The organism is Pseudomonas sp. S31 (assembly GCF_016648105.1).
Classification (GTDB): domain Bacteria; phylum Pseudomonadota; class Gammaproteobacteria; order Pseudomonadales; family Pseudomonadaceae; genus Aquipseudomonas.
The window spans coordinates 41,343-53,621 of sequence record NZ_JACVVE010000038.1 but is presented as its reverse complement, the minus strand read 5'-3'; the positions used below and the strand labels follow the sequence as shown (position 1 = coordinate 53,621).

At 65.0% G+C, this 12,279-nt stretch carries 11 protein-coding genes; 9 read left to right on the top strand and 2 right to left on the bottom strand.

Going from position 1 to position 12,279, the window contains the following annotated elements:
• Positions 1-119: 119 nt before the first annotated feature.
• Positions 120-884, bottom strand: coding sequence for a TOBE domain-containing protein (locus tag IAE37_RS22975; RefSeq protein ID WP_201177244.1), 765 nt, complete (start codon positions 882-884; stop codon positions 120-122).
• A gap of 31 nt (positions 885-915) precedes the next feature.
• The gene (locus IAE37_RS22970) at positions 916-1,653 is read right to left on the bottom strand and encodes a ComF family protein (RefSeq protein ID WP_201177243.1); all 738 of its coding nucleotides are present in this window, start codon (positions 1,651-1,653) and stop codon (positions 916-918) included.
• 89 nt (positions 1,654-1,742) lie between these two features.
• Here IAE37_RS22970 and bioB point away from each other — a divergent pair, with 89 nt between their 5' ends.
• The 9 genes from bioB to IAE37_RS22925 all read left to right on the top strand — a co-directional run bounded on the left by bioB (position 1,743) and on the right by IAE37_RS22925 (position 12,210).
• Positions 1,743-2,801: a biotin synthase BioB gene (bioB, locus tag IAE37_RS22965; protein ID WP_201177242.1), complete on the top strand. Its 1,059-nt coding sequence runs from the start codon at positions 1,743-1,745 to the stop codon at positions 2,799-2,801.
• Position 2,802: 1 nt separating this feature from the next.
• Positions 2,803-3,975: an 8-amino-7-oxononanoate synthase gene (gene bioF, locus IAE37_RS22960; RefSeq protein ID WP_201177241.1), complete on the top strand. Its 1,173-nt coding sequence runs from the start codon at positions 2,803-2,805 to the stop codon at positions 3,973-3,975.
• Positions 3,968-4,699 (top strand): alpha/beta fold hydrolase, encoded by a 732-nt coding sequence (locus IAE37_RS22955; RefSeq protein WP_201177240.1) that lies wholly within the window; start codon positions 3,968-3,970, stop codon positions 4,697-4,699. Before bioF ends, IAE37_RS22955 begins: the two co-directional genes overlap by 8 nt.
• Complete coding sequence (bioC, locus tag IAE37_RS22950; RefSeq protein WP_201177239.1) at positions 4,692-5,510, top strand: malonyl-ACP O-methyltransferase BioC; 819 nt, start codon at positions 4,692-4,694, stop codon at positions 5,508-5,510. The genes IAE37_RS22955 and bioC overlap by 8 nt, the downstream gene beginning before the upstream one ends.
• A gap of 10 nt (positions 5,511-5,520) precedes the next feature.
• A complete protein-coding gene (bioD, locus tag IAE37_RS22945; protein WP_201177238.1) occupies positions 5,521-6,201 on the top strand; it encodes a dethiobiotin synthase in 681 nt (226 codons plus the stop codon).
• A 211-nt stretch (positions 6,202-6,412) separates the two neighbouring features.
• Positions 6,413-6,709: a pyrroloquinoline quinone biosynthesis protein PqqE gene (locus IAE37_RS22940; RefSeq protein ID WP_201177236.1), complete on the top strand. Its 297-nt coding sequence runs from the start codon at positions 6,413-6,415 to the stop codon at positions 6,707-6,709.
• Between the two features lie 300 nt (positions 6,710-7,009).
• Positions 7,010-8,815 carry a phenylacyl-CoA dehydrogenase gene (locus IAE37_RS22935; protein ID WP_201177235.1) on the top strand — a complete coding sequence of 602 codons (1,806 nt, stop codon included), beginning with the start codon at positions 7,010-7,012 and terminating at the stop codon, positions 8,813-8,815.
• A gap of 211 nt (positions 8,816-9,026) precedes the next feature.
• Positions 9,027-10,310, top strand: coding sequence for a GGDEF domain-containing protein (locus IAE37_RS22930; protein WP_201177234.1), 1,284 nt, complete (start codon positions 9,027-9,029; stop codon positions 10,308-10,310).
• 121 nt (positions 10,311-10,431) lie between these two features.
• Entirely contained in the window at positions 10,432-12,210 is a 1,779-nt protein-coding gene (locus IAE37_RS22925) for an acyl-CoA dehydrogenase C-terminal domain-containing protein (RefSeq protein WP_201177233.1), read from the top strand.
• Positions 12,211-12,279 lie beyond the last annotated feature (69 nt).

Here is a 12,279-nt window from a genome sequence, read left to right as displayed (position 1 = left end):
TGCACCTCTTACTCATGTTATGCCCGAACACAAAATTTCTGACACCCTCGCCTATTCGCGGGTAAACCCGCTCCTACAGGCCTGCGCACCGCCCGCGAACCGCGCAACGCGCGGCCATCCTACGCCGGCACCCCCAGCAGCACGTAGGACGGATGAAACTGAGCGCGAACCTGGCTTCCCTCGGCTATCGACCGATCCACCAGCCATTCCCCTTCGGCAAACGCACACAACGTTTGCCCATTGCCCAACTCCAGCCGCACCTCGCTGGGCCCCTGGGCATCCGGCAACACCTGCTCGACCGTGGCCTCCAGCACATTGCTTCCCGCCTCGGCCGGTTCGCCACCCCCCAGCAACTGCACCCACCCGGCCTTGAGCAAGGCGACCACGGTGGTCCCCAGGGTCAGCTCCAGGCGCGCAGTGCTGTCGTGGGTAATCAGTGCCTCTATCTCCACGCCTCCGGCCAAGGCCAGGCTCACCCGATCATGCCGGCCTTCACGGCGCAAGCCACTGACCTGGCCTTGCAACTGGTTGCGCGCGCTGGTGCGCAGCATCAGGCGGCCAAGCAGATCGAGGTCGGCAGACTCTTCGGCGGCTTCGAGCATCAGCGTTTGCAGGGACTGCAAGCGCTGGTACAGGCGCAGCACCCGCTCGCCCTCCGCCGACAGCTGCGCGCCACCGCCGCCGCGGCCACCGGTACTGCGCTCCACCAAGGGGCGGCTGGCGAGGTTGTTCAGCTCGTCGATGGCGTCCCAGGCGGCCTTGTAGCTGATGCCGGCGGCTTTGGCGGCACGGGTGATCGAGCCTTGCTCGGCGATGTGCTGGAGCAGGGCGATGCGCTGCGGGCGTCGGGCGATATGTTGGGTAAGCAGGCTGGGCAGGGACATGGTCGACACGGGTCAAGGGTTCGATGAAGGATCATACATGCCCAGGCTTGGCCGTACGCGCCAGGCAATACACATCGACCCTACGCGCTCCGGCCCGGCGCAGCACTTCGGCAATGGCCCGGGCCGTCGCCCCCGTGGTCATGACGTCGTCGACCAGGGCAACGTGCGCATCCACCAGCCTGTGGCCAGGCGCCAGGGCGAACGCCTCGCGCAGGTTGCCCTGCCGGCCCCTGGCATCCAGGCCCTGCTGCGCAGGGGTATCGCGGGTGCGTATCAGCGCGCCCGCTTCGCAGCGGATCGACAGTTGGCTCGACAGCCAGTGCGCCAGCATCGCCGCCTGGTTGAAACCGCGTTTGCGCAGCCTGCGCCTGGCCAATGGCACGGGCACCAGCAGTTGTGGGCGCGGCAAGCCTTCGGCGAAGCGGTCGCGCAGCGCATGGCCGAGCAGTTCGGCCAGCAAGCGCCCCAACGGCCAGCGGCTTTCGTGCTTGAAGCGGCTGATCAGGGTATCCAGCGGAAAACCATAGTGCCAGGGCGCCACGACCTGGTCGAAGGCAGGTGGTCGGCGGCTGCATTCGGCGCAGATCAAACCGGCCATCGGCAGGGGCAAGGCGCAGCGCAGGCAGTGTTCATCCAACCAGGGCAGTTCCTGCTCGCAGGCGACGCAGAGCGGGTAGGGCTGCTCGGCACATTCGTCGCAGAGCAAGCATGGATGGTTAATATTTATCCACTTGTAAACCTGGCGTTTAAGGTTAGGTTGACAGTTCATAGGCCTTCCATGACTATGCGAGCTATCCGTGATGCGCTGGCGGGCTTTCTCTACCGGCGCCAGCTACAGCCTAGACAAAGGAAACGCCGATGAGCGCCAGCACAACTGCAACAACATGTCACGACTGGTCCCTGGCCGAGGTCAAGGCGCTGTTCCAGCAACCGTTCAACGACCTGCTGTTCCAGGCGCAGACCGTGCATCGCGCGCACTTCGACGCGAACCGCGTACAGGTCTCGACGCTGCTGTCGATCAAGACCGGCGCCTGCCCGGAAGATTGCAAATATTGTCCGCAGTCCGGCCACTACAACACCGGGCTGGAAAAACAGAAGCTGATGGAAGTGCAGAAGGTGCTGGAAGAGGCCGCCCGGGCCAAGGCCATCGGCTCGACCCGCTTCTGCATGGGCGCAGCCTGGAAGCACCCATCGGCCAAGGACATGCCCTACGTGCTGGAGATGGTCAAAGGGGTCAAGGCCCTGGGCCTGGAAACCTGCATGACCCTCGGCAAGCTCGACCAGGAGCAGACCGTCGCCCTGGCCCAGGCCGGGCTCGACTACTACAACCACAACCTCGATACCTCGCCGGAGTTCTACGGCAGCATCATCACCACCCGCACCTACGGCGAACGCCTGCAGACCCTGGCCTACGTACGCGATGCCGGGATGAAGATCTGCTCCGGCGGCATCCTCGGCATGGGCGAGTCGCTGGACGATCGCGCCGGCCTGCTGATCCAGCTGGCCAACCTGCCCGAGCACCCGGAGTCGGTGCCGATCAACATGCTGGTCAAGGTCGCCGGCACGCCGCTGGCCGAAGAAGAAGATGTCGACCCGTTCGACTTCATCCGCATGCTGGCGGTGGCCCGTATCCTCATGCCAAAGTCCCACGTGCGCCTGTCCGCCGGCCGCGAGCAGATGAACGAGCAGATGCAGGCATTGGCGTTCATGGCCGGGGCCAACTCGATCTTCTATGGCGAGAAGCTGCTGACCACCGCCAACCCGCAGGCCGACAAGGACATGCAGCTGTTCGCCCGCCTTGGCATCAAGCCCGAGGCGCGTGAAGAGCACGCCGACGAAGTGCACCAGGCCGCCATCGAGCAGGCCCTGGTCGAGCAACGCAGCAGCGAGCTGTTCTACGACGCAGCCAGCGCCTGACATGGCCTTCGACCTGGCGGCGCGCCTGGCCGAACGGCGCGCCGCAGACCTGTACCGGCAGCGGCCGCTGCTGCAGAGCCCGCAGGGGCCGCAGGTGGTCGTCGACGGCCAGCCGCTGTTGGCCTTCTGCAGCAACGACTACCTGGGCCTGGCCAACCACCCCGAGGTGATCGCCGCCTGGCAGGCCGGCGCCGAGCGCTGGGGCGTGGGCGGTGGTGCCTCGCACCTGGTGATCGGCCACAGCACCCCGCACCATGAGGTCGAGGAGGCGCTGGCCGAGTTGACCGGGCGGCCGCGGGCGCTGCTGTTCTCCACCGGCTACATGGCCAACCTCGGCGCCATCACCGCACTGGTGGGCCAGGGCGACACCGTGCTGCAAGACCGCCTCAACCATGCCTCGCTGCTCGACGGCGGGTTGCTCAGCGGCGCGCGCTTCAGCCGCTACCTGCATAACGACCCGGCCAGCCTGGAAAACCGCCTGGCCAAGGCCACCGGCAATACCCTGGTGGTGACCGATGGTGTGTTCAGCATGGACGGCGACCTGGCCGAGTTGCCGGCGCTGGCCACGGTGGCACAGGCCCACGGCGCCTGGATGATGGTCGACGACGCCCATGGGCTGGGCACCTTGGGCGCCCACGGTGGCGGCATCGTCGAGCATTTCGGCTTGGGTGTGGACCAGGTGCCGGTGCTGATCGGCACCCTGGGCAAGGCGTGTGGCACCGCAGGTGCATTCGTGGCGGGCAGCGAGGAACTGATCGAGGCGCTGGTGCAGTTCGCCCGGCCCTACATCTACACCACCAGCCAGCCGCCGGCACTCGCTTGCGCCACCTTGAAAAGCCTGCAGTTGTTGCGCGCAGAAAGCTGGCGCCGCGAACACCTCGCCGCGCTGATACGCCAGTTCCGCGAGGGTGCCTCGCAAATTGGCCTGCAACTGATGGACAGCCCCACGCCGATCCAGCCAATCCTGATTGGCGGCAGCGCCCAGGCGTTGCGCCTGTCGCAGATGCTGCGCGAGCGCGGCCTGCTGGTGACCGCGATCCGCCCGCCGACCGTACCCGCAGGCGGTGCGCGGCTGCGCGTCACACTGACTGCCGCGCACAGCGATGCGCAGGTGCAGCTATTGTTGAATGCATTGGCCGAGTGCTATCCACAGTTGGAGTCCGCCGATGCGTAACCGAGTGATTCTTCTGCCCGGCTGGGGCCTGGGCACTGCCTCCCTGGAGCCGCTGGCTGCGAGCCTGCGGGCCCAGGACGCCCGCCTGCGGGTCGACCTGGTAGCGTTGCCGGAACTGGCCGAGGCCGACGTGCAGGCCTGGGTCGACCACCTCGACCGCCGTTTGCCAACCGATGCCTGGCTGGGCGGTTGGTCGTTCGGCGGCATGCTCGCCAGCGAACTGGCGCGCAAGCGCGGCGACCATTGCTGCGGCCTGCTGACCCTGGCCAGCAACCCCAGCTTCGTGGCGCGGCCCGACTGGCCGTACGGCATGGCCGAAGACACCTTCGGCACCTTCCTCGATGGTTGCCGCAGCCACACGTCGGTGACCCTCAAGCGCTTCCGCACCCTGTGCAGCGATGGCGCGCAGCAGCCGCGCACCTTGCTGCGGCAACTGGGCGTGGGGGTGCCAGACACCGATCCGCTGTACCTGGCCAGCGGCCTGCAAGTGCTGGCCAAGCTCGACACGCGGGCGGCACTGGAGGGCTATGCCGGCCCGCAACTGCACCTGTTCGCCGGTAGCGACGCGTTGGTGCCGCCCGACGCCGCCAAGGCGTTGAGCGAGTTGTTGCCAGATGTCGAGGTCGGCCTGGTCGAAGACAGTTCCCACGCCTTCCTGCTGGAATACCCACAGGAGCTGGCGACGGGTATCAAGAGTTTCCTGCATGAGAGTGGCGATGACTGACCTTTCCCGTCCGACCCTGCCCGGCACCCTGCCGGACAAGCGCCAGGTGGCGGCTTCTTTTTCACGCGCAGCGGGCAGCTACGACAGCGTGGCGGCCTTGCAGCGCGCGGTCGGTGTGAGCCTGCTCGGGCAATTGCCTGAAGACCTGCAACCGTCCCGCTGGCTCGACCTGGGCAGTGGCACGGGGCATTTCAGCCGGGTGTTGGCCCAGCGTTTCACGCAAGGCAGTGGCCTGGCAGTGGACATCGCCGAAGGCATGCTGCGTCACGCCCGGGGCGTGCGAGGTGGCGCCCGCTACCATGTGGCGGGCGATGCCGAGCGCCTGCCGCTGCGCGATGGCAGTGTCGACCTGGTGTTCAGCAGCTTGGCCGTGCAATGGTGCAGCCAGTTCGCCAGCGTGCTGGCCGAAGCCCGACGGGTCCTGCGCCCTGGTGGTGTGCTGGCGTTCAGCAGCTTGTGCGTTGGCACCCTCGACGAGCTGCGGGCCAGTTGGCAAGCAGTGGACGGGCTGGTGCACGTCAACCGTTTTCGCCGCTTCGAGGACTACCAGCAGCTGTGCGCCACCAGTGGCCTGGAACAGCTCGAGCTGCAGCGGCGCGCGCATGTGCTGTATTACCCGGACGTGCGCAGCCTGACCCACGAACTGAAAGCCCTGGGCGCGCACAACCTCAACCCGGGCCGGCCCTCCGGGCTCACCGGGCGTGCCCGCATGCAGGGGCTGCTGCAGGCATATGAGGCGTTTCGCCAGGCGCAAGGGCTGCCGGCCACCTACCAGGTGGTCTATGGTGTGTTGCGCAAGCCACAGGCGTAAGGGGAGCGAGATGAGAAAAGCCTATTTCATCGCCGGCACCGATACCGATGTCGGCAAGACCACCATCGCCGCCGGGCTGCTGCATGCGGCGCGTTTGCAGGGCTTGAGTACCCTGGGTGCCAAGCCGGTGGCTTCGGGTTGCACGATGACGGCCAAAGGGCTGCGCAACAGCGATGCCCAGGCGCTGATCGATGAAAGTTCGATCAAGCTGCCCTACGAGCAGGTCAACCCGTTTGCCTTCGAGCCCGCCATTGCGCCGCACGTGGCGGCGCGCGAGGCCGGGGTGACACTTGCCGTGCCAGCCTTGTTGGCGGCGATGCGCAACGTGCTGCAACAAAATGCCGAGTTCACCTTGATCGAGGGGGCCGGAGGCTGGCGGGTGCCGTTGTCGGGGCTGGAGAACCTGTCCGACCTGGCGGTTGCCTTGCAGCTGCCGGTGATCCTGGTGGTGGGGGTTCGTCTGGGATGTATCAGCCATGCCCTGCTGAGCGCCGAGGCGATCGAGCGGGATGGGCTGCAGTTGGCCGGGTGGGTGGCGAACATCATCGAGCCGCGTACCTCACGGCTGGAAGAGAACCTCGCCAGCCTGGCCGAACGCCTCCCGGCGCCTTGCCTGGGGCGGGTGCCCAAGCTCAAGCAGGCCAGTGCCGATTCGGTGGCCGAGCATTTGCAGTTGGACCTGCTGGATTAGCGGGTTCCTGTACGGGCCCTTTCGCGGGTAAACCCGCTCCTACAGAGCCTGCGAAGCTCCTGTAGGAGCGGGTTTACCCGCGAAAGGGCCGCGACAGGAATACCCACACCCTATCAGCTGGCACTGAGCCATTAGGGTTTTAAACAAGCCTTTTCATCCGCAGGCTGCTTTAATTGCCATTGTTCACATCCAGCGTCATTGGAGTCCTGACATGGAAATCACCGGCAGCACTGCCTACTACGCCGGCCTCAGCGCCATCCAGAATGGCCAGCAGCGCGTCGACCAGGCGGCCAGCAACATCGCCAACACCACGGTCGAGCGCTCCGCCACCAGCCAATCCAGCGACTATCAGGCCGAGCGCCTGCGTTCGGTCGACCGCAGCCAGCAGCTGGACCTGGCCACCGACATGGTGCAAATGGCCCTGGGCAAGCAGCAGGTCGAAGCCGGCGTGAACGTCGCCAAGGCCTCCGACGAAATGCTCGGCCAGTTCATCGATACCTACGCCTGATCTTAAAAATCATCGCGCCCCCCTGTAGGAGCGGGTTCACCCGCGAATGCGTCAGTTCAGACACCACTGTTTGTCTGGGAGGGCCCATTCGCGGGTAAACCCGCTCCTACAGTCGTTTCACGGTGTTTCTCCAGCCGATGGCAACAATGACATCTTCCCCGGCATAAATGGCACCATCGTCCCGGCTTGACATCGCACGGAGCTAAACGTAAGTTTCAAACAACTGTTTGACCGAAAGCCGGCAAGCGCTGTTCGGTACCTGCGGTCTCCCCACCGGACTCATTACAGAGGTTCATCGCAATGCCTGATTACAAAGCCCCCTTGCGTGATATTCGCTTCGTTCGCGACGAGCTGCTCGGCTATGAGGCGCACTATCAGAGCCTGCCGGGTTGCCAGGACGCCACGCCAGACATGGTCGACGCGATCCTCGAAGAAGGTGCGAAGTTCTGCGAGCAGGTGCTGGCGCCGCTGAACCGTGTCGGCGATCTCGAAGGCTGCACCTGGAGCGAGTCGGGCGTCACCACGCCAACCGGCTTCAAGCAGGCCTACCAGCAGTTCGTCGAAGGTGGCTGGCCGAGCCTGGCCCACGATGTCGAGCACGGCGGCCAGGGCCTGCCGGAATCGCTGGGCCTGGCCATCAGCGAGATGGTCGGTGAGGCGAACTGGTCGTGGGGCATGTACCCAGGCCTGTCCCATGGCGCGATGAACACCTTGTCGGCCCATGGCACCGCCGAGCAGCAGAACACCTACCTGAGCAAGCTGGTGACCGGCGAGTGGACCGGCACCATGTGCCTGACCGAACCCCACTGCGGAACCGACCTGGGCATGCTGCGCACCAAGGCCGAGCCTCAGGCAGACGGCTCCTACAAGGTTTCCGGAACCAAGATCTTCATCTCGGCCGGTGAGCACGACATGGCCGACAACATCGTGCACATCGTCCTGGCCCGCCTGCCGGATGCACCTGCCGGTACCAAGGGTATCTCGCTGTTCATCGTGCCGAAATTCCTGCCCAACGCCGAAGGCGGCGTCGGTGAGCGCAACGCCGTCAGCTGCGGTTCGCTCGAGCACAAGATGGGCATCCACGGCAACGCCACCTGCGTGATGAACTTCGACGGTGCCACCGGCTTCCTGATCGGCCCGGCCAACAAAGGCCTGAACTGCATGTTCACGTTCATGAACACTGCGCGCCTGGGCACCGCCCTGCAGGGCCTGGCCCATGCCGAAGTGGCCTTCCAGGGTGGCCTGAAGTACGCCCGCGAGCGCCTGCAGATGCGTTCGCTGACCGGCCCCAAGGCCCCTGAAAAAGCCGCTGACCCGATCATCGTCCACCCGGACGTACGGCGCATGCTGCTGACCATGAAGGCGTTCGCCGAAGGCAACCGCGCCATGGTCTACTTCACGGCCAAGCAGGTCGACATCGTCAAGTACAGCCAGGACGAAGAAGAACGCAAGAAAGCCGACGCGTTGCTGGCCTTCATGACCCCGATCGCCAAGGCGTTCATGACCGAGGTGGGCTTCGAGTCGGCCAACCACGGCGTGCAGATCTACGGCGGCCACGGCTTCATCGCCGAGTGGGGCATGGAGCAGAATGTGCGCGACAGCCGTATCTCCATGCTGTACGAAGGCACCACCGGTATCCAGGCCCTCGACCTGCTCGGGCGCAAGGTGCTGATGACCCAGGGCGAGGCGCTCAAGGGCTTCACCAAGATCGTGCACAAGTTCTGCCAGGCCCAGGAAGGCGTCGAGGCGGTCAAGGAGTTCGTCGAGCCGCTGGCGGCGCTGAACAAGGAATGGGGTGAGCTGACCATGAAAGTGGGCATGGCCGCCATGAAGGACCGCGAGGAAGTGGGTGCGGCTTCGGTGGATTACCTCATGTACTCCGGTTATGCCTGCCTGGCCTACTTCTGGGCCGACATCGCCCGCCTGGCCGCCGAGAAGCTCGCCGCCGGCACCAGCGAGGAGGCGTTCTACACTGCCAAGCTGCAGACTGCGCGCTTCTACTTCCAGCGCATTCTGCCGCGTACCCGTACCCATGTGGCGGCGATGCTGTCGGGCGCGGGCAACCTGATGGCGATGAAGGAAGAGGACTTCGGCCTTTCCATCTAAACGTTTCAGCTGTTTTGCGAAACCCGCCTGCCTTTATTGGCAGGCGGGTTTTTGCATTTCTAGGGTGTGCCATCGCCATGGGTCGTGCAGAAAAACCTCAAGCCCACCCCTCTCGCTGCCGTTAACCCAGCAACGTATTCATCTATTCACGTGTGCTGCCGATGAAGTAAGGGCACAATGCCATTATTGATCTGCCGGGTTGGAGATTCCCTTGTTTCGTCTAAACGCTGTTCGAGCGAGCCATTTTCTGCCCTCGCTGTTGCTATTGCTGTCGGGGCTTGCAGCGGCCTACGTAAGGGACCTGAGCACCTTCTTCACCTCCCTGTTCAACGTCCTGCCGACGCTGGTGCTGCTGCTGGGCGGCGCCTATTGCGCGGTATATCGCCGCCAGCGCGAGCTGTTTCTGATGGTCACGGTGTACATCGCCTACTTCCTGCTCGATACCCAGACCGATTTCTACCGTGACAATGGCCGGGTCCGCGAGGACGCGGCGGTGATCTTCCATCTGGTGTGCCTGCTGCTGCCGGCGTTGTATGGCCTGTTTGGCGCCTGGCAGGAACGCACCCACCTGGCCCAGGACCTGCTGGCACGGTTCGCCGTGCTGTTCGCCGTGGGCAGCGTGGCCCTGGCCCTGGAGCAGAGCTTTCCGGACGCCCTGCTGGCGTGGCTGGCAGAGATTCGCTGGCCGGCACTGCATGGGCAGTGGATGAGCCTGATCCAGATGGTCTACCCGCTGTTCCTGGTGGTGTTCGTCTTGCTGGTGGTGCAATACCTGCGTGAGCCGCGGCCGTTGCACGCGGCGCAGCTGATCGGCCTGATCGGCATCTTCTGGATGCTGCCCAAGACCTTCATCCTGCCGTTCACCCTGAACATCATGTGCAGCCAGGTCATGCTGATGATCGCTGCGGCGGTGTCCCACGAGGCTTACCAGATGGCCTTCCGCGACGAGTTGACCGGCCTGCCGGGCCGCCGCGCGCTGAACGAGCGCATGCAGCGCCTGGGGCGTAACTACGTGATCGCCATGACCGACGTCGACCACTTCAAGAAATTCAACGACACCCATGGTCACGATGTCGGCGACCAGGTGCTGCGCCTGGTCGCCAGCCGTCTGGGTAAGGTCACCGGTGGCGGGCGTGCCTACCGTTACGGCGGCGAGGAGTTCGCCCTGGTGTTCGCCGGCAAGACCGCCGAGGAATGCCTGCCGCACCTGGAGGCAGTGCGCGAGATGATCGCCAACTACGTCATGCAGCTGCGCGACCAGAGCAACCGCCCCCAGGACGACACGACCGGGCGCCAGCGGCGCAGCAGCAATGGCAACGGTACGGTCTCGGTCACCATCAGCATCGGCGTGGCCGAGCGCCTGGCAGATCACCGCAACCCGGAAGAAGTGCTCAAGTCCGCTGACCAGGCCTTGTACGCCGCCAAGGGTGCGGGGCGTAACTGCACCATGATCCACGGCCAGCAATCGCTGCGCGGAGCGGTCCGCATGGCGTGACCGAAAATGACTTTACGGTCTTGTAATGACCCTATGTCTCGTAAAAGTTTGTCGGTTACACTGGGATCAAATCCGTGCTGCGGTTGCCCGAACCGCCCGACCCCACCAGCGAGAGGTTGTCATGGCTGACTATAAAGCGCCCCTGCGCGACATGCGCTTCGTTCTGAATGAAGTCTTCAACGTGGCCGAGCAGTGGGCGCAACTGCCCGCGCTGGCCGAGGCCGTGGACGCCGACACCGCCATGGCCGTGCTGGAAGAGGCCGGCAAGGTCACCGCGCGCTCCATCGCCCCGCTCAGTCGCGCCGCCGACGAAGAGGGCTGCCATTGGGACAACGGCGCCGTACGCACACCGGCAGGCTTCATCGACGCCTACAACACCTATGCCGAAGGTGGCTGGGTAGGGGTGGGCGGTGACCCGCTGTTCGGCGGCATGGGCATGCCCAAGACCATCTCGGCCCAGGTCGAGGAAATGGTCAACGCCTCCAGCCTGGCGTTCGGCCTGTACCCGATGCTGACCGCTGGGGCCTGCCTGTCGATCAACGCCCATGCCAGCGAAGCGCTCAAGCAGCAGTACCTGCCGAACATGTATGCCGGTGTCTGGGCCGGCTCCATGTGCCTGACCGAGCCCCATGCCGGTACCGACCTGGGCATCATACGCACCAAGGCCGAACCCCAGGCCGATGGCAGCTACAAGGTCAGCGGCACCAAGATCTTCATCACCGGCGGCGAGCACGATCTGACCGAGAACATCATCCACCTGGTGCTGGCCAAGTTGCCGGACGCGCCAGCCGGGCCCAAGGGCATCTCGCTGTTCCTGGTGCCGAAGTTCCTGGTCAACGCCGATGGCAGCCTGGGCGCACGCAACCCCGCGACCTGCGGCTCGATCGAGCACAAGATGGGCATCCAGGCCTCGGCGACCTGCGTGATGAACTTCGACGAGGCGGTGGGCTATATCGTCGGGGAACCGAACAAGGGCCTGGCCGCCATGTTCACCATGATGAACTACGAGCGCCTGGGGGTCGGCATCCAGGGCCTGGCCTCGGCCGAGCGCTCCTACCAGAACGCCGTGGAATACGCCCGCGATCGCCTGCAAAGCCGCTCGCCCACTGGCCCGCAAGCCAAGGACAAGGTCGCCGACCCGATCATCGTCCACCCCGACGTACGCCGCATGCTGCTGACCATGAAGGCGTTGATCGAGGGCGGCCGGGCGTTTTCCACCTACGTGGCGATGCAGCTCGACAGCGCCAAGTACAACGAAGACGCGGTCGCCCGCAAGCGCAGCGAGGAGTTGGTGGCGTTGCTGACGCCAGTGGCCAAGGCGTTTCTCACCGACCTTGGCCTGGAGTGCGCGGTGCACGGCCAGCAGGTGTTCGGCGGCCATGGCTACATCCGCGAGTGGGGCCAGGAACAACTGGTGCGCGACGTGCGCATCACGCAGATCTACGAAGGCACCAACGGCATCCAGGCGCTGGACCTGGTGGGCCGCAAGGTGGTGGCCAGCGGTGGTGCGTACTACCGCCTGTTCTCCGATGAGATTCGCCAGTTCATCGCCAACGCGGGCAGTGAAACCGGCGAGTTCACCCGGCCGCTGGCAGCCGCCCTCGACCAGCTCGACGGCCTCACCGAGTGGCTGCTGGACCAGGCCAAGGGCAACCCGAACGAGATCGGTGCGGCGTCGGTGGAATACCTGCATGCCTTCGGCTACGTGGCATATGCCTACATGTGGGCGTTGATGGCGCGTACCGCCGAGCAGGGCGAGGGTGACCAGGCGTTCTACTCGGCCAAGCTGGGCACGGCGCGCTTCTACTTCGCCCGCCTGCTGCCGCGGGTCGACTCGCTGGTGGCATCGGTGAAGGCCGGCAGTGAGTCGTTGTTCCTGCTGGATGCCGAGCAGTTCTGAGGGTTTGGCGGATCTTTGTAAGCTTTCTCTTACGTGACGTGGTGACTATTCGCCACTGTTCTGAGATTG

Coding starts and splice junctions, on each gene's coding strand:
- IAE37_RS22975 (WP_201177244.1), bottom strand. CDS start 884: ATGTCCCTGCCCAGCCTGCTTACCCAACATATCGCCCGACGCCCGCAG.
- IAE37_RS22970 (WP_201177243.1), bottom strand. CDS start 1,653: ATGAACTGTCAACCTAACCTTAAACGCCAGGTTTACAAGTGGATAAAT.
- bioB (WP_201177242.1), top strand. CDS start 1,743: ATGAGCGCCAGCACAACTGCAACAACATGTCACGACTGGTCCCTGGCC.
- bioF (WP_201177241.1), top strand. CDS start 2,803: ATGGCCTTCGACCTGGCGGCGCGCCTGGCCGAACGGCGCGCCGCAGAC.
- IAE37_RS22955 (WP_201177240.1), top strand. CDS start 3,968: ATGCGTAACCGAGTGATTCTTCTGCCCGGCTGGGGCCTGGGCACTGCC.
- bioC (WP_201177239.1), top strand. CDS start 4,692: ATGACTGACCTTTCCCGTCCGACCCTGCCCGGCACCCTGCCGGACAAG.
- bioD (WP_201177238.1), top strand. CDS start 5,521: ATGAGAAAAGCCTATTTCATCGCCGGCACCGATACCGATGTCGGCAAG.
- IAE37_RS22940 (WP_201177236.1), top strand. CDS start 6,413: ATGGAAATCACCGGCAGCACTGCCTACTACGCCGGCCTCAGCGCCATC.
- IAE37_RS22935 (WP_201177235.1), top strand. CDS start 7,010: ATGCCTGATTACAAAGCCCCCTTGCGTGATATTCGCTTCGTTCGCGAC.
- IAE37_RS22925 (WP_201177233.1), top strand. CDS start 10,432: ATGGCTGACTATAAAGCGCCCCTGCGCGACATGCGCTTCGTTCTGAAT.